Annotated in this window: 17 protein-coding genes; 4 read left to right on the forward strand and 13 right to left on the reverse strand. The window is 67.7% G+C overall.

Annotation, left to right across the window (positions count from 1 at the left end; all coding sequences use genetic code 11):
- Positions 1-3: 3 nt before the first annotated feature.
- The 7 genes from RHOOR92_RS0106160 to RHOOR92_RS0106190 all read right to left on the reverse strand — a co-directional run bounded on the left by RHOOR92_RS0106160 (position 4) and on the right by RHOOR92_RS0106190 (position 6,689).
- The gene (locus RHOOR92_RS0106160) at positions 4-1,323 is read right to left on the reverse strand and encodes an acetylglutamate kinase (protein WP_027484808.1); all 1,320 of its coding nucleotides are present in this window, start codon (positions 1,321-1,323) and stop codon (positions 4-6) included.
- 17 nt (positions 1,324-1,340) lie between these two features.
- Positions 1,341-2,474 carry an acetylornithine deacetylase gene (locus RHOOR92_RS0106165; protein WP_027489869.1) on the reverse strand — a complete coding sequence of 378 codons (1,134 nt, stop codon included), beginning with the start codon at positions 2,472-2,474 and terminating at the stop codon, positions 1,341-1,343.
- The gene (locus RHOOR92_RS0106170) at positions 2,471-3,664 is read right to left on the reverse strand and encodes an argininosuccinate synthase (protein WP_027484806.1); all 1,194 of its coding nucleotides are present in this window, start codon (positions 3,662-3,664) and stop codon (positions 2,471-2,473) included. Before RHOOR92_RS0106170 ends, RHOOR92_RS0106165 begins: the two co-directional genes overlap by 4 nt.
- Positions 3,665-3,692: 28 nt before the next feature.
- Positions 3,693-4,166 carry an OsmC family protein gene (locus tag RHOOR92_RS0106175; RefSeq protein ID WP_027484805.1) on the reverse strand — a complete coding sequence of 158 codons (474 nt, stop codon included), beginning with the start codon at positions 4,164-4,166 and terminating at the stop codon, positions 3,693-3,695.
- Positions 4,163-4,786 carry an FMN-binding negative transcriptional regulator gene (locus RHOOR92_RS0106180; RefSeq protein WP_027489870.1) on the reverse strand — a complete coding sequence of 208 codons (624 nt, stop codon included), beginning with the start codon at positions 4,784-4,786 and terminating at the stop codon, positions 4,163-4,165. The genes RHOOR92_RS0106175 and RHOOR92_RS0106180 overlap by 4 nt, the downstream gene beginning before the upstream one ends.
- A gap of 6 nt (positions 4,787-4,792) precedes the next feature.
- Positions 4,793-5,800, reverse strand: a complete 1,008-nt coding sequence (locus RHOOR92_RS0106185) for an N-acetylornithine carbamoyltransferase (RefSeq protein WP_027484803.1) — start codon at positions 5,798-5,800, stop codon at positions 4,793-4,795.
- Between the two features lie 361 nt (positions 5,801-6,161).
- Positions 6,162-6,689: a glycine zipper 2TM domain-containing protein gene (locus RHOOR92_RS0106190; RefSeq protein WP_007510554.1), complete on the reverse strand. Its 528-nt coding sequence runs from the start codon at positions 6,687-6,689 to the stop codon at positions 6,162-6,164.
- Positions 6,690-6,879: 190 nt separating this feature from the next.
- Here RHOOR92_RS0106190 and cysS point away from each other — a divergent pair, with 190 nt between their 5' ends.
- From cysS to RHOOR92_RS0106205, 3 genes are all read left to right on the forward strand, one after another.
- Entirely contained in the window at positions 6,880-8,250 is a 1,371-nt protein-coding gene (cysS, locus tag RHOOR92_RS0106195; protein WP_027489871.1) for a cysteine--tRNA ligase, read from the forward strand.
- 119 nt (positions 8,251-8,369) lie between these two features.
- Positions 8,370-8,804 carry a SufE family protein gene (locus RHOOR92_RS0106200; RefSeq protein WP_007510551.1) on the forward strand — a complete coding sequence of 145 codons (435 nt, stop codon included), beginning with the start codon at positions 8,370-8,372 and terminating at the stop codon, positions 8,802-8,804.
- A gap of 299 nt (positions 8,805-9,103) precedes the next feature.
- The gene (locus tag RHOOR92_RS0106205; protein ID WP_027489872.1) at positions 9,104-11,203 is read left to right on the forward strand and encodes a TonB-dependent siderophore receptor; all 2,100 of its coding nucleotides are present in this window, start codon (positions 9,104-9,106) and stop codon (positions 11,201-11,203) included.
- 110 nt (positions 11,204-11,313) lie between these two features.
- On the opposite strand, the gene dksA is transcribed toward RHOOR92_RS0106205, so the two are convergent.
- Positions 11,314-12,558 (reverse strand): RNA polymerase-binding protein DksA, encoded by a 1,245-nt coding sequence (dksA, locus tag RHOOR92_RS19840; RefSeq protein ID WP_196802007.1) that lies wholly within the window; start codon positions 12,556-12,558, stop codon positions 11,314-11,316.
- 145 nt (positions 12,559-12,703) lie between these two features.
- On the opposite strand from dksA, the gene yidD reads away from it, so the two are divergent.
- Entirely contained in the window at positions 12,704-12,946 is a 243-nt protein-coding gene (yidD, locus tag RHOOR92_RS19565) for a membrane protein insertion efficiency factor YidD (protein WP_231378341.1), read from the forward strand.
- Positions 12,947-13,066: 120 nt separating this feature from the next.
- Here yidD and folE2 read toward each other — a convergent pair whose 3' ends face one another.
- The 5 genes from folE2 to RHOOR92_RS0106240 all read right to left on the reverse strand — a co-directional run bounded on the left by folE2 (position 13,067) and on the right by RHOOR92_RS0106240 (position 16,703).
- Complete coding sequence (gene folE2 / locus RHOOR92_RS0106220; protein WP_027489874.1) at positions 13,067-14,014, reverse strand: GTP cyclohydrolase FolE2; 948 nt, start codon at positions 14,012-14,014, stop codon at positions 13,067-13,069.
- 109 nt (positions 14,015-14,123) lie between these two features.
- Positions 14,124-14,978, reverse strand: a complete 855-nt coding sequence (locus tag RHOOR92_RS0106225; RefSeq protein WP_027489875.1) for a squalene/phytoene synthase family protein — start codon at positions 14,976-14,978, stop codon at positions 14,124-14,126.
- Positions 14,975-15,655: a phosphoglycolate phosphatase gene (gene gph, locus RHOOR92_RS0106230; RefSeq protein ID WP_007510538.1), complete on the reverse strand. Its 681-nt coding sequence runs from the start codon at positions 15,653-15,655 to the stop codon at positions 14,975-14,977. Before gph ends, RHOOR92_RS0106225 begins: the two co-directional genes overlap by 4 nt.
- On the reverse strand, positions 15,652-16,356 hold the full coding sequence (ubiG, locus tag RHOOR92_RS0106235; RefSeq protein WP_027489876.1) for a bifunctional 2-polyprenyl-6-hydroxyphenol methylase/3-demethylubiquinol 3-O-methyltransferase UbiG: 705 nt from the start codon (positions 16,354-16,356) through the stop codon (positions 15,652-15,654). The genes gph and ubiG overlap by 4 nt, the downstream gene beginning before the upstream one ends.
- 92 nt (positions 16,357-16,448) lie before the next feature.
- A complete protein-coding gene (locus tag RHOOR92_RS0106240; RefSeq protein ID WP_007510534.1) occupies positions 16,449-16,703 on the reverse strand; it encodes a YciI family protein in 255 nt (84 codons plus the stop codon).
- Positions 16,704-16,715: the final 12 nt, after the last annotated feature.

A 16,715-nucleotide genomic window follows, 5' to 3' on the forward strand; every position in this document is an offset into this window, starting at 1 on the left:
GGCTCAATCCACCAGTGTCGGCTGGCGTTGCGCGCAATGCGCCACGCAGCGGGAAATCGTGTCGAGCTCGTCGATGCCGTACCAGAAAACCTTCCAGCGCGGCTGCTTGATGCAGCCGTCCGACTCGGCGTAGTAGAAGATGTTGACCGGGTTGCGGTGACGCGAGCGCCAGAACAGCTGCGGGTTTTCCTCGCGCATCACCTGCCACACTGCGCGGCCCAGGCCTTCGCCCTGCGCGTCGTCGAGCACGGCGAACTTGTCCAGGTACGGCAGGTCGCCTTCCATGGTGAGGATCATCGCGGCGCGGTAGTTCTCGCTGACGTAGATGCGGAACGGTTTCGTGCGCTCGAAATAATCCGGCACCAGGGTGCGGCCGAAGCTGGATTCGATCAGCCCGCGCATGCGCGCGCGGTCCACGCCTTCCCAGGAATCGAAGCGCAGCACCTTCTCGCCACGCCGCACCAGGGTGCCCGAACCCTTGTGGGTGAACAGTTCCTTGGCCAGTTCGGACGGTCGGGTGATCGACACCGACGAGGTCAGCGGCAGGTCGGCCAGCAGGTCGGCGATCTGCTCGATCTTCAACCGCATGCCGCCATTGATCCACGGCTGCGCCATCAGCTGCTCGAACTCGGTACTGAGGTTGATCGAGTCGATCACCTTGCCCTCGCCGTCGAGCAGGCCGCCGGTGCCGGTGAGGAACACGATCTTGTACGGTTGCAGTGCGCGCACCAGTTCGTTGGCGGCGACATCGGCGTTGACGTTGAGGATCTGCCCCTCGTCGGTCTCGCCCAGACTGGCGATCACCGGGATCGAATTCGCGTGCAGGCTGGCCTCGATCGGCGCCAGGTTGATGCTCTCCACCTTGCCGACCAGCCCCAGGGTCTCGCGGTCGAGGTAACTGGCCATGAACACGCCCGACGGCACGGCGGTGGCGCGGGTGTCCATCGACTGCAGCGCCTCGACCAGCTTCAGGTTCTGCTGCATGAACACGCGCCGCACGATACCCAGCGCCTTCGGCGAGGTCACGCGCAGGCCACCCACGGTCTGCTTCACGATGCCGGCGGCAGCCAGCTCCTCGTCGAGTTGCGGGCCGGCGCCGTGCAGCACGATCGGGGTCAACCCCACCTGCTGCAGGAAGGTCAGCGACGAGGCCAGATCGGCCAGCTCGTCGCGCAGCACGGCACCGCCGACCTTGACCACGGCGAAGCGCTTGGCGTCCAGCTCGGAGAAGCGCTTCAGGTACTGCTGGATTTCCTTCGCGCTGCCCATGCTGGAAAGCAGGCGCACGATGGTCTTGCGGGTGTTGTGCTTAGCCGTGTCCATTGTGTTTTCCAGTGCGTTCATCCGTGAACGCCAGAGTCAAAAACCGGCCGTCCCTGGCCGGACTTTTCAATGATTCGATAAACCGTTTGCGCATAGCGTTCGAGCTGGTCCAGCGCGACCCACTCGTCGGCGCTGTGCGCCTGCGCGATGTCGCCGGGGCCGTAGACGAAGGCGGTGTAGCCGGCGGCAGAGAACAGCGCGGCTTCGGTCCAGAAGTCCACCGCGTTGCCGACCGGGATGCCCAGCTCGTCGGCGAGATCGCGCGCGACCAGCCGGTTCGCCTCGGCGTTGGCGGTATCGCCGGCCGGCAGCGAGGCGCCACGAAAAGTCTCGGCGAACTCCACCGGCTGCGGTTCCACCAGATTGCGGAAACGGATCAGCAGGTGATCCGGATTCATCGTGGGCAAGGCGCGAAAGCCGAAGCGCACTTCCGCCGTCGGCGCGATCATGTTCGCCTTGATGCCGCCCTCGATGCGGCCGATGTTGAAACGCAGGCCGGTGAGTCCGCCGAAACGTTCGTGCGACTGTGCCGCGACGAAATCCAGCGCCGCGTTGCCCCAGCGCACGGCCTGGTGCAGCGCGCTGTCGCCGGGCTGCTGCTCGCCCGACGCATGCCCGGCCCGCCCGGCAAAGCGCATCAGCACCGACTGGATGCCGCGATGCGCCAGCACCGCCTCGCCCCGGGTGGGCTCGGCCACGATCACCGCGTCGTAGGCATGCGGTTTGCGCAGGAAGCCGGCGATGCAGCGCGCATCGTTGGCCTCCTCGTCGGTCGTGAACAGCAGCGCCAGATCGCCGTCGCTGGCCTTCGCCACCGCCAGCAGCGCCGCCGCCGCCCCCTTGATGTCGCACGCACCCAAACCGATCGCGCGATCGGCAGTGACCCGCAGCGTGTGCGGGTCGGCGGTCCAGGCCGGCGAGTCCGGCACGGTGTCCAAGTGCACGTTGAACAGGACCTTCGGCTGGCCGCGCACCGCGTGCAGGGCTACCGCGCCGGCGCCGAAGTCGGTCACCGTCACCCCGAAGCCGGGCAGTTGCGCGCGCAGGTAGTCGAAGATGCCACCGGTGTCGATCGTGCGCGGTGGATTGCGCGTGTCGAAGCCGACCAGCGCCGCCAGATGTTTCAACGTGGCATCGAGCAGTGCGCTCATCCGCGATTGACCTCGGCCCACAGCGTGCTGCTCATGCCGAACAGCTTGATGAAGCCCTCGGCTTCTTCCACGCCCCAGTCGGCCGACTGCGCGTAGGTGGCGCCCTTGGCATTGAGGATGTGCTTCGACTCCACCGCCACCGCGCCGACACTGCCGCCGTTCGTTTCCAGCGTCACCGTGCCGTTGACGGTGGACTGGCTGGACGCCAGGAACGCCTCCAGATCGGTCTTCAGTGGATCGTGGAAGAAGCCCTCGTAGACCAGCTCCACCCACTTGCGCGCGACATCCGGCTTGAAGCGGTTCTGCTGCTTGCTGAGCACCGCTTCTTCCAGCGCGCGGTGCGCGGCGAGCAGCGCGGTCAGACCCGGCGCCTCGAAGATGATGCGGCCCTTGAGGCCGATGGTGGTGTCGCCGGTGTAGAGGCCGCGACCCACGCCATAGGCGGCGAACAGACCGTTCAACGTCGCCAGCATCTTATGCCCGGCGATCTTTTCTCCATCCAGCGTCACCGCCTCGCCGTTGATGAAGCCGATCTTCACCCGCAGCGGTTTGGACGGCCATTCGGCGCGCGGCTTGCACCAGCCCACCGCGCCGGCGCCGGGCGCCTGCCACTGGTCGATCTCGCCGCCGGACATGGTCAGGCCGAGCAGGTTCTCGTTGATGGTGTACGCCTGCTGCTTGGCGCGCACGCCGAAGCCTCGCTCTTCCAGGAACTTCTGTTCGTAGGCGCGCGTCTGCGTGTGTTCCTTCTGGATCTCGCGGATCGGCGCCACGATCTGGTAGTCGCCCAGCGCCTTCACCGCCAGGTCGAAGCGCACCTGGTCGTTGCCCATGCCGGTGCAGCCATGTGCGATCGCCTTCGTGCCGAGTTCGGCTGCGCGCTTCAGTGCGGCCTCGACGATCAGGTAGCGGTCGGACACCAGCAGCGGGTACTGGCCCTGGTAGCCCTCGCCCGCCCACACGAACGGCTTGACGAAACCGTTCCAGATCGCCGGGCCGCCATCCACGGTGGCGTGGCTGGCCACGCCCAGCTCCTGCGCGCGCCCTTCGATGAAGGCGCGCTCCGCGGCATCCACGCCTCCGGTATCGGCAAACACGGTATGCACGGCCCAGCCGCGCTCCTGCAGATAGGGCACGCAGAAACTGGTGTCGAGGCCGCCGGAAAAGGCGAGGACGATGTCTTTGCTCATGGCTTGCAGATCCTGAAAAGAAGGGTGGTCAGGCGGATTCGACGACGACGCGCGGCTCGCAGCGCACCGGGAAATTCACGGAATTGGCGATGAAGCAGGCGTGATGCGCCGCCTCGTGCGCGGCCTCGGCCTTGGCCGGGTCGCTGGCGGCACTGATGGTCACCGTGGGGCGCAGCACCACTTCGACGAAGCGGCCGCCATCGCCTTCGGTGACCATCGTGCCTTCGGCAGCATCGCTATACGCCGTCACCACCACGCCGGCCACGGTGGCCATGTGCAGGTAGGACAGCATGTGGCAGGTCGACAGCGCGGCCACCAGCATGTCCTCGGGATTGTGCTTCGCGGCATCGCCGCGGAAGGTGGGGTCGGAGGAACCGGCGATCGCCGGCTTGCCGTCGATGCGGATCACGTGGTCGCGGCTGTAGTTGCGGTAGCCGTCCGTGCCGCTGCCGAGGTTGCCGGTCCATTCCACGGCGACGCGATAGTGATGCTGATGGTTCACGGTTTCGATTCCTCTTGTTGAGTCATCCATGCGGCCAGCTCCGCGTCGCCACCGCCGTTGCGCCCGCGCAGCCCGGCGATCACGCCCGCGCGGTTGCGCGCGGGATGGTTCTGGCTCAGCTTGAACTTGCCTTCGATCCGCTCGACCACGACCTCCAGCCCGACAATCGCGCGCAGCGACTTCTCGATGTGGTCGTCTGGTGCATCCGTGATCTTCCACGGCTGCGGCTGGCCGGCCTCATGGTGATCGGTCAAGGTTTCCAGCAGGCGACGCAGCCAGGCCGCGTCATCGATCACGCGCAGGCGGCCATGCACGTGCACCACCGCGTAGTTCCAGGTCGGCACCTCGCGCCCGGTCTCGTGCTTGCTCGGGTACCAGTTCGGGCTGATGTAGCCGTCCGGCCCCTGGAACACCAGCAGCACTTCGGCGCCGTCCAGTCGCGCCAGTTCGTTGCCGCGGGCGACATGGCCGTGCAGCACCTCGCCGACCCGTTCGAACGGCAGGTGATTGGCCGTCAATCCGTCGGCCGCACGGGTCACCAGCGTGGCGAACGGATACGCGCGGATCAGTCCGTGCAGGGCTTCGACGCGGCTTTCCACGAAATGCTTCGGCGTGTACATGACGGCTCAGCCCTGCCCGATCAGCGAAGCCATCACCGCCTTCTGCACGTGCAGGCGGTTCTCGGCCTCGTCGATGGCGATGCAGGCGGGCGAATCCATCACCGCGTCGGTGGCCTTGATGTTCCGGCGCAGCGGCAGGCAGTGGCTGAACAGGCCGTGGTTGGTCAGCGCCATCTTCGCCTCGTCGACGATGAAGTGCCTGCTCACCTCGCGAACCGGCTTTTCCTGCTCCCAGCGGCCGAAGAACGGCAGCGCGCCCCAGCTCTTGGCGTAGACCACGTCGGCGCCGGCATAGGCCTCCTCGATGTCGTGGCTGACCTTCAGCGAGCCGCCGTTCTGCTCGGCGTTCAGACGGCCAAACGCCATGTAACGCTCGTCCAGCACGTAATCGGGCGTGGGGCACAGCAAGGTCACGTCCATGCCCAGCTTGGTCGCGATCAGCAGCGCGGAATTCGCCACCGCGGTATTCAGCGGCTTCGGATGATAGGTCCAGGTCAGCACGTACTTTTTGTTCTGCAGGTCGCCCAGGTGCTCCTTCAGCGCCAGCGCGTGGGCCAGCTCCTGGCAGGGGTGGGTGATCGTCTCCATGTTGATCACCGGCACCGTGGCGTACTGGGCGAACGCCTTGATCACCTTGTCCTGCCGGTCCACCGCCCAGTCCTGGAACTTCGGAAACGCGCGCACCGCGATCAGGTCGACGTAACGCGACAACACCCGCGCCACCTCGGCGATGTGCTCCTCGGTATCGCCGTCCATCACGCTGCCGGCCTCGAACTCGATCGGCCACGCGTCCTTGCCCGGCGCCAGCACGATCGCGTGGCCACCCAGTTGGAACGCACCCAGCTCGAAGCTGGTGCGCGTGCGCATCGAGGGGTTGAAGAACAGCAGCGCGATGGATTTGCCGGCCAGCTGCTGCCCGCGCGGCGAGCGCTTGAACACGGTGGCCTGCTCCAGCAGCGCATCGATCTCGGCGCGGCTGTAATCCTGGGTGGTCAAGAAATGCCGAATGGTCATGAAGTCGATGCCTTGTTGAAGAGTCCGGCCATGGACGGCCGGGGTGTTGCGGATGGATCCGCGTGAAATAAACCAACAAAAAACCCGGCGCGATGGCCGGGTTTTGTCGTCGATGCACATGAAACGCGTGCGACTGCCTACCCGGCCGAATGTCCATCCAGCGGTCGGCGCGCACGCGACGTCATGCCAGCAGCCGCGCGGGCGCTGGTCAGTACGGTGGCGGTATAGACGGCTGTGGACATGCGGGGTTCCAGGTAACGAGTGCGCATGATGGCGGCAATTTCGCTGCCGTGCAACAAAAAAATCGGGTCCCGGAAAAAGATCGCCGCCAACGGGTGGCGGCGACGGTCAGGCGGGCGAATCAGTCGGCGGGGTCGACCCGCACGCGCACGCGCAGGCGCTCGCCCGGGTCGTAGTTCAGGCGCGACGTATAGATCTCGCCGCGATAGCGGTATTCCACGTCGTAGCCGATGATCCGGCGCTGCTCGCTGATCGAGCTGACCTCGCGGCACTGGGTCTGGGTGGACTCGTATTCACTGCCGCGGCTGGATGCCCGGTTGCCGATGGCGCCGCCGGCGACGGCACCGGCGACGGTGGCGGCCTTGCGTCCATCGCCCTTGCCCACGGTGTTGCCCAGCACGCCGCCGATCACGGCGCCCAGCACCGTGCCGGCCGTGCTGTTGCCGCCCTCGCGGCGCACCACCGGCTGCTCGTAGCACTCCTGCCGCGGCACTTCGGTGCGGGTGACGCCCTGCACCGGGTCGGCCCGCAGCACGTCGGCCCAGCCGTAGTGGGTATTGTCATCGGCATTGGCGTAACGCCCATCCTGAGCGTGGACGCTTGTGGCCATCACGGCGAGTACCAGTGCACAAAGCCATGGCTTGGTCATGGCAGCCTCCCAATTGCAGAACGGCGGGCGCGCTTGCGCGCGTACTGGCAGCATTCCAGCAAATTGACACTGAATACACGCTTAGAACCCCTCCCGGCGAGACCTTGCGCGACTCGGTCGCTTACACCTTGTTAAGATGCCGCGCTGGCTGCGCCCTGCCGTGCGCCGCCCCACGCTGCGGACCCCACCGATGCCGATTTCGCTCTACAACAGCCTCACCCGCCGCACCGAACCGTTCGCTCCGCTCGACCCCGAGCGCGTGACGATCTACCTGTGCGGCCCCACCGTCTACAACTACGTGCATATCGGCAATGCGCGCGGACCGGTGGTGTTCGATGTGCTGGTGCGGCTGCTGCGGCGGCATTACCCGCAGGTGGCGTACGCGCGCAACATCACCGACGTCGACGACAAGATCAACGCCGCTGCGCAGCAGCAGGGCGTGCCGATCGGCACGATCACCGAACGTTTCGCGCAGGCGTATCGCGAGGACATGGCCGTGCTCGGCGTGGCGCCGCCGGACATCGAGCCGCATGCCACCACCCACATCGGCCCGATCATCGCGATGATCGAAAGCCTGCTCGACAGCAGCCATGCCTACGCCGCCGAAGGCCACGTGCTGTTCGACGTCGGCTCCTTCCCGGCCTACGGCGAGCTGTCCGGCCGCGACACCGACGAGCTGATCGCCGGCTCGCGCGTCGACGTGGCGCCCTACAAGCGCAGCCCCGGCGACTTCGTGCTGTGGAAACCGTCCACGCCGGAGCTGCCCGGCTGGGACAGCCCATGGGGCCGCGGCCGCCCCGGCTGGCACATCGAGTGCTCGGCGATGAGCGCAGCGCACCTGGGCGAGACCATCGACATCCACGCCGGCGGCATCGACCTGCTGTTCCCGCACCACGAGAACGAGATCGCCCAGTCCACCTGCGCGCACGGCGGCAAGACCTTCGCGCGCTGGTGGATGCACAACGGCATGCTCACCTTCGACGGCCGCAAGATGTCCAAGTCGCTGGGCAACGTGCTGCTGCTGCACGACCTGCTGGAACTGCACCCGCCCGAAGCGCTGCGCCTGCGCCTGCTGAGCGGCCACTACCGGCAGCCGCTGGACTGGTCCGAGGCGGCCATCGCCCAGGCGACCAGCACGCTGGACGGCTGGTATCGCGTGCTGCGCGACCTGGCCATGGTCGAACTGCCGCCCGGCGAACTGCCGGTGCCCGAGCGCATCGAAGCAGCCTTGTGCGACGACCTCAACACGCCGCAGGCGCTGGCCGAGCTGTCCGTACTGGCCGATGCCGCGCGCCAGTCCGGCAGCGCCGCGGCGAAAGCCGCGCTGCTCGGGGGCGGCGCCCTGCTCGGCCTGCTGCAGCAGGATGCGGAAGCCTGGTTCAGGCGTGGCGAGAGCACGGTCGACGCAGCGCACATCGAGGATCTGCTGCAACAGCGCCAGGCCGCCCGCGCCGCCCGCGATTTTGCGCGTGCCGACGCGATCCGCGACGAACTGGCGGCCATGCACATCGCGATCGAGGACAGCGCCCAGGGCACGCGCTGGAGCATCGCCAAGCCATGACGCACATGCAAGAGCGCACCCTGTACGCGATGCCTTCCATCACGTGACGAAGAACATCGCGCACAGGGTGCGCTTCTGCGCATTTCATTTCCCGCCCCGCTCCGCGCGATAATGGGCGCATGAACGCTACCGCCACCACCCGCGCCGAGCAGGCGCAGCAGGAGATCACCGAGGAATTCGCCTTCCTCGGCGACTGGACCGAACGCTACCAGTACCTGATCGATCTCGGCCGGCAGTTGCCGCCGTTCCCGGATGAGTACAAGACCGAGGCATACCGCGTGCACGGCTGCCAGTCGATGGTCTGGCTGGTACCCAGTGGCGATGCGTCATGCATGCATTTCGAAGCGGCCAGCGACTCGGCGATCGTGTCGGGCCTGATCGCGCTGGTGCTGCGCGTCTACTCCGACCGCCCGGCCGCGGAGATCCTCGTCACCGAGCCGGCCTTCATCGGCACGATCGGCCTGGCCAAGCACCTCTCGCCGACCCGCTCGAACGGTTTGGCCGCGATGCTGGCCAAATTGAAGGGCTACGCCGCCGCGGCGGGCGGCGGCTGATCGCACGAAGCGGAGACGCCACGCACCTTTTGCTCTCTTCGCCGCATTGCCTATCGCCCGCAACGGTGCTCGCTGCGCACCGCACGGCGTCGATCCACTGCAGTGTTGACGCCATTTGTGAAAATGAGAATAATTCGCAACATCTTGCTGGCTGCTTCCGGCCGGCAACGATGAAAGCGTTCCATCCGTTCGCCGCGGCCTGAGCCAGCCAGCGCCACGCCGGCCCGGCGCCATCCCCTGTGTGCTCATCGCGCCCCCGCGAGGGACGCGCGTGGCCCACGGCTGCCCAGGATTTCGCCATGCGCCTGCTGCCTCTCTCCCTCGCCCTGCTCGCCATCCTGGGCTCGCCCCGGGCCGTTGCCGACGAAGCTTCCGCCGACCAAGCCAAGCTGCTGCCCGGCGTCAACGTGCAGGCCACCCATCCCGGCGATTACCGCGTGCCGGACGCCACCAGCGCCACCAAAATCGACGCCGCCCTGCGCGACGTGCCGCAGACGGTGAACGTGGTGCCGGCCAGCGTGCTGCGCGACCAGCACGCCACGTCGATGCAGGATGCACTGAAGAACGTGCCCGGCGTCGGCTTCTCGACCGGTGACGGCCAGCGCGACCAGGTCTCCATCCGCGGCTTCACCGCAATCGCGGACCAGTTCGTCGACGGCCTGCGCGACGATGCGCTGTACTTCCGCGACCTCTCCAACATTGAGCGCATCGAGGTGCTGAAGGGACCGGCGTCGGTGCTGTACGGGCGTGGCTCGTCGGGCGGCCTGATCAATCGCATCACCCGGCAGCCCGGCACTGACGGTGGCCAGCTCGCGCTCAGCTACGGCAGCTGGGCCGATCGCCGCGGCGAGCTGGACGTCGGGCGGCGCTTTGGCGACGCCGGCAGCGCGTGGCGTCTCACCGGCGCGGTCGAGGATGCCAACGGCTACCGCGACCCGCAGTTCCTCAAACGCCGTGCCGTGGCTCCCTCGGTGCTGCTGCACCCCGGCAGCGACACCACGCTGCTGCTGCAGGCCGATTACCTAAAGGACCGCCGTGTCACCGATTTCGGCATTCCGGCCTGGCACGGACGCCCGGTCGACGTGCCGAGGGGCACCTACTACGGCGCGGCCAATGCGCGCGACGTCGACACCAGCGAGTCCACCGTGAGCTCGACCACCGCAACCCTGACCCACGCCTTCAGCGACGACCTGACCCTGCGCAACGCCACACGCTGGTACGACTACAAGCTCGACCGCAACAATACGCTTCCGGGCAGCGTCAACGAAAAAGCGCAGACCGTCTCGCTCAACCGCTCCAATGTGTACCGGCACGAGCACGGCTGGCTCAACCAGACCGAACTCAACCAGCGCCTGGGCGGCGATGCGCTCAGTCACGACCTGCTCTACGGCCTGGAGCTGGGGCGGCAGGACAAATCCCTGCTCAATCGCAGCGCGAGCGGCGTGGCCGTGGTCGACCTGTTCCATCCGGTGTTGCCGGTGCTGCCGCTGCGGGTGGCCCGCACGCCAGCCGCCGACAACCTCGGCCTCTTCGACACGGCTGCCGTCTACCTGCAGGATCTGGTGAGCCTGGGTTCACAGTGGAAAGCCCTGCTGGGCGTGCGCTACGACCGCTTCAGGCAGGAGACGGAAAACCACCTGCCGGGCCAGCGCAACCTAGCGCGCACCGACAAGGCGCTGAGCCCGCGCGCGGGCGTGGTCTGGCAGCCTTCGGCCACGCAGTCCTACTACCTGTCCTGGAGCCGTTCGTTCCAGCCTTCCGGCGAGGCGTTCGCGCTCGCCGCGAGCAATGCGGACATCGCACCGGAGCGCACGCACAACACCGAGGTCGGGGCGAAATACGACCTGCTGGATGGACGCGTCACCTTCAACGCCGCGCTCTTCGAGCTGGAACGCAGCGGCATCAAGGCCACCGATCCGGTCACGCACAAAGTGCTGCCGATCGGCACGCAACGCACGCGCGGCGTCGAGCTCAGCGCCGCCGCGGACCTGGCGGACGGCTGGCGCCTGCTCGCCGGCTACGCCTGGCTGGATGCGCGCGTCATCCGTTCCGTGGCGATGGATGCCGGGCGTCCGGTCCAGGGCAAGCGCGCCACCCTCACCCCGCGCAACAGCGGCAACCTGTGGATCACCCGCGCGTTTGCGCAGCGCTGGCAACTGGGCGGCGGCCTGAACCTGGTCGGTGCGCGACAGGCCAACCCGGGCAACACGGTGACCCTGCCCGGCTACGTGACCGCCGACCTCATGGCGCAGTACCGCACCGGGCCGGTCTCGCTGCAGCTCAACCTGACCAACCTGTTCGACACGCGCTACATCGTGTCCGCCCACGGCACCAGCCCGAACCTCAACCTGCCGGGTGCGCCGCGTGGCGCGAACCTGACCTTGCGCTACCAGTTCTAGCGTCGAGCCCGCCCGGGAAAACAAAACCCCCGAGCCACGAGGCTCGGGGGTTTTGCTGATCGTGGATGCGGACAACGACGCCATCCCCGGCTGCAGGGACGGCGCGGTGATCAGTCGCCCATCTGTTTTTGCAGGTGCTCGCGACGCTCCTGCGCGTCCAGCGACAGCGTGGCGATCGGGCGGGCGTCGAGGCGGTCGATGCCGATTTCCTCGTCGGTCTCCTCGCAGAAGCCGTAGCTGCCTTCCTCGATCCGGCGCAGCGCCTTGTCGATCTTCGAGATCAGCTTGCGGTAGCGGTCGCGGGTACGCAGCTCCAGCGAATTCTCGGTCTCGCGGGTGGCACGCTCGGCTTCGTCGCCGACGTCGCGCACCTCCTCACGCAGGTTGTCCATGGTCTGGCGCGACTCTTCCACCAGCTGGTCGCGCCAGTCGCGCAGCTTGTTGCGGAAGTAGGCCAGATGCATCGGGTTCATGTACTCCTCGCTCGGCGAGGGGTGGTAACCCTTGGGCAACGTGATGTTGCTGGTGGACGGCAGCGCGTATCGCCCGTCTTCGCGGGTGATGCCGTTGTCGAGTTTCTTTGCAGCGGATTTATTCATTGAGGACGACGAGTTTTTCGGGCTTTTGGGGGAAGAGGCATGGCCCGCGGCGGCCGGGGCTGCACGCGGTGTCACCATGGCGGTTGCACTCGCCACCTTGCCCTTGAACAGGGTGCTGGCGGGTGCCGGGGATACGCTTTTGACAGCCGCCAGTACCGGCTTGACGACAGGTTGTGCAGCAGGTTTTGCGACGGGTTTTGCAGCCGGCCTGGTTTCCGGCTTGGCGACCTGTTTCGCCACGGTCTTGGCCGGCGGCGCCTTGCCGGCGACCACCCGCGTCGCCGGCTTCGCTGCCGTTTTCGCAGCGGCGCCATTCGCCGGCCGGATGTTCCGAGTGACCGCCTTTTTCGCGGGTGCCTTCTTCGCTACCGGTTTCGTCGCGACCGGTTTCTTCGCTACGACTTTTTTCGCCACCACCTTCTTGACCGCGGCTTTCTTCACGGCCGCCTTCTTCGCGGCTGGTTTCTTCACAGCTGGTTTCTTCGCGGTGGGTTTCTTCGCGGACGACTTGGCAACGGCCTTCCCGGCCACGGGTTTGGCGAGCGTTTTCTTCGCAGCGGCCGGCCGGGTGGCGGCCTTCTTCGGCGCCGCCTTGCCGGTCGCGCCGCGAACGGTCTTTGCGGCTGCCTTGCCGGCGCTCTTCACGGTTCGCCCCTTGCTCGCCGCCGCCCTGGTCGCGCCGGCGGTCCTGGCCGCTGTCGAAGTCTTGCCCTTCTGCGCCTTGGCGGCGGTCGAACTACGCGTCGTTTTCGCCATATCCCTTCACCGTTTTTGGCCGTGGCGGCCGGGTGTTATAGCCCATGTGTCCTACACCAGCAAGCTCGCATCTGGAATACTTGTACCACTACCTGCCGCTGGCCGCTTCGGCACCGTGAACGTCCTGACCCGATTGATACTGTGGATGCTGCGTTTGTACAAGCGCTGGCTCAGTCCCCTGCTGGGTCCGCGCTGCCGCTTCCACCCCAGCTGCTCCGATTATGCACGCATTGCGGTCACCCGCTTCGGCCCATGGCGCGGCAGCCTGCTGGCTGGCTGGCGCCTGCTGCGCTGCCAGCCGCTGTGCGAGGGCGGCGAGGACCCGGTGCCCGAGCGCTTCCATTTTTCCCGCTGCCGCCACCGGGGACATTCTCCCGAGGCGCACTGAGCGTTCTGGAATGCGAACTCGTCGCCACAAGGCCGCCGTCCCCACGCTGTCTCGCGTGAAGCACGGTTACCTCGGGATGGCCGCCGATGCCGGGCCGGCGCAAGCGAGCGGCAGCGATCGTCACGGCGTGGAGCCGTAGCCGCCTTCCACACCCTTGCTTGCGTAGGCCACGGCGTCATGCGGGTGCAGGCTTTCCTGATGCTCGACGCGGATGTGGAAATCGCCCAGCGCGGCATCGGCATCGAGTGCCTTCTGGATGCGCCGGGCGGCGTCTTCGCAGAACATCAGGTTGCCGCCGTTGGCCAGCGCGAAGGCCTGCTCGTCCTCACGTTTCACTGCCGTCTGCACCGGTGTGCCGAGCGCGCGCTCGACGCGGTCGATCAGGCCGATCAGGTTGAAGCCCGCGCCGATCACCGGGCGGATGCGCAGCCGCGCCACGCTGCGCTGGGCATGCGGCGTGGCGACGATGCCCTTCTCGCTGCCGAGCCAGGCCAGCACCGCGGCATGGTCGAGCGGCTTGCCGGCATCGAAGTCGCTGGCGAACTGGTCCTGGATCAGCTGGCGCGACAACGCGGCGGAGGCCGGGCAAGTGGAGGAATAGACCACCTCGGTGCCGAACTCGAGCAGGAACTCGTCACCGGTGAGGCTGGCCTCGATGCACACCGGGTACGCGCGCCAGCCGCTGTTGGCGCTTTTCAGCGCGGGACGGCGCACCAGGTGCTCGAAACGGATGCTGAGGCAGGCGCGGTCGGACAGATCCTTGTGCGATTCGAGGAACCCGCGCAGCAGCGCATGCAGCATCGACGCATTCAACGTCTGCGTGCCCAGCGCCTGCTCGACCTGCAGGTACAGCCGCGACATGTGGATGCCGCGCTTGTCCGGCCGGTTCAGATTGACGAAGGCGCCGACCCGGGCACTGGAACGCTGCGCCTGGCCATCGCCGGCGTCGAACAACACCGGCACCTGGATGTCGGCCATGCCGACCCAGTCCAGCGCACCGGCAAGATGCGGCTGCGCGTGCACGGCGACATCGGGCAACAGGCGGGCGGTGTTTTCCTGGTTCGGCATGGCGGGGAATCCTGGCATCGGCGAGCGGTCGCCGTGAAGCAGACAATCTTGGGGCAGGCGGGCGGCCACGCAATAGTGGCGTGGCGGAAACACTGCGTCCGTGGCCGTTTTACGCCACGTAGCGGCGCCATGCACGTGCGGCCTGCCAGGCCTGCAGCGCGGTGGTCAGCGCGGTACGCGACTGGCCGGCCTGCAGCACCGCCAGCGCGTCGCCGGCGCGCGCCGCGCGTCGCGCCAGGCCACAGGCGTGACGCGATTCCAGCACGCGAAACACGCTGAGCGGCCCGGCCAGCGTGGCCGACTCCTGCCAGCTGGCCAGCAGGTCGTCCAGTTGCGCCTTGATCGCCTGCTGCCGCGCCGCGCCGTGGCTGCGCAACTGCACGCGACTCAGGCCATGCCGCGCCAGCCGCGCCATCGGCAGCGGCAGGCGGTCGCGCTCGACATCCTGCGGCAAGCGCAACAGCGCATGCAGCAAATGGTTCAGCACGGCCACCCGCGATGCCCGCGCCGGCGACGCCTCGGCGCCATACCACCAGGCGGTTTCCAGTGCGGCCAGCGCACCGTGCAGCGGCAACGCCGCCTCGACCTGCGCGGGGAAGTCGGCGGCGGTGCCCTGCTCCAGTTGCGCCATCGCGGCCAGTACCGGCGCCAGCCACAGCTCGCTGGCGATGGCATGCGCGCGCTCGTCGTCGAACAGCACCTGGCTCAGCGGATGGCGTCCGCCGCTGGCCGGCGCGCCGGCCAGCTCCTCGGCCCACCAGTTGAGCTTGGCGGTGGCGACCTGCGGCTCGCGAATGCCGTAGGCGGCGCCGAGCAGTTCCTGTTCCAGCGCGGCCAGCGCGATGTGGCCGGGGTAGCGCCGGCCGTCGACGAAGGCCAGCGCCACACGCTGGCGCGGCTGCACCGCCAGCCACTTGTCGATGAAGCCCTGCAGCACCGCGTTCTGTTCGACCAATTCGATCATGCCGACACCGGTTGCAATTTCAGCAGTTCGGCCAGCTCGGCCGGATGGTCCAGCACGGCGTCGGCTCCCCACGTGTGCGGATCGCCGCCATCGAGGTAGCCCCAGCTCACCGCCACCGTGTACAGGCCGGCGGCCGCGCCGGCCTGCACGTCGCGGCGATCGTCGCCGACGAACAGGCTTTGCGCAGGCGCTACGCCGGCGCGTTCGCAAGCCAGCAGCACCGGCGCCGGATCGGGTTTCTTCACGGCCAGGGTGTCGCCGCACACCACCGCGTCGACGCGCCCGGCCCAGCCAATGCGCGCCACCAGCTCATCGGCGAGGAAGCCCGCCTTGTTGGTGACGATGCCCCAGCGCAGGCCGTGTGCCTCGATCCGCGCCAGCAGCTCGTCGATACCCTCGAACGCACGCGTCTGCCGCACCATAACGTCCTGGTACAACTGCAGGTAGCGTGGTACCAGCGCGACCAGCCCGTCTTCGCCGCGATCGGCGAACGCGCAGCGCAGCACCGCACGCGCACCGCGCGAAACCACCTCGCGCACCGGCGCATACGGCGGCGGCGGCACGCCCTCTTCCGCGCACTGCACCTGCAAGGCGGCGTACAGGTCGGGCGCGCTGTCGAGCAAGGTGCCGTCGAGGTCGAACAGCACGCCCTGGATGTTTCCGGGCAAGGGCTTCATGCCGGTTTGCGTGCGCTGAGCACGTAGTTGACCGCGGTGGTCGAACTCAACCGGGCCTTGCGGTTGAGCGGGTTGTAGGCCAGCCCGGAGACGTCCTCCAGCTCCAGCCCGGCGTGGCGCAGCAGGCGGCCCAGCTCGGACGGCTTGAGGAACTGCGCGTAGTGATGGGTGCCGCGCGGCAGCAGGCGCATCACGTATTCCGCACCCACGATCGCCGCGCCGAACGCGGCCGGCGTGCGGTTGAGGGTGGACATGAACAGCCGCCCGCCCGGCTTCAGCAGCGCGGCCAGGTCGTTCACCAGCGCCGCCGGGTCGGGCACATGCTCGATCAGCTCCATGCAACACACCGCGTCGAAACCTGCCGGCTCGGCCGCGGCCAACTCGGCCGAGGACTGCACGCGGTAGTCGACATCGAGCCCGGACTCATGCAGGTGCAGCTTCGCGACATCGATCACCTTCTCGCCCAGGTCGACGCCGGTGACCTTCGCACCAGCGCGCGCCAGCGCCTCGCTGAGCAGGCCGCCGCCGCAACCGACGTCGGCCACGTTCGCCCCGCGCAGGTCGACGCGGGCAGCGACATAGGCGGCGCGCACCGGGTTGAGGTCGTGCAGTGGGCGCGACTCGCCGTCGGGATCCCACCAGCGTGCCGCCAGGCTGTCGAAGCGGGCGATCTCGTCGGGGTTGACGTTGGCGGCGGTCATGTTCGAGTCCACGGTGAACCTGTGAGTTTATTGGAAAGTGCGGCCATGGATGGCCGCTTCCTGATTTTCGCACCCATGGAGGAGCGCAAAGATCAAACCACCTGCCACTCGTACACCGTGATGTCCCAGCCGCCGCTGACGTGGGCGGGATCGTCGTGCACGATCGCGGTCGCCTCGGCGAGGTCGGCCGCGTGCAGCAGGTAGGCGCCGCCGGACTTGTCGCTGAAGCCGCCGGACAGTTCCACCCGGCCTTCTGCACGCAAGCCCTGCAGGAACGCCAGGTGCAGCGGCACCACCGCCGGGTCGAGGTGCGGCCGGCGGATCAGCAGGACCAGGTAACGGTTCATCGAAAGACTCCG

It is taken from the genome of Rhodanobacter sp. OR92, assembly GCF_000427545.1.
GTDB classification, from domain to species: domain Bacteria; phylum Pseudomonadota; class Gammaproteobacteria; order Xanthomonadales; family Rhodanobacteraceae; genus Rhodanobacter; species Rhodanobacter denitrificans.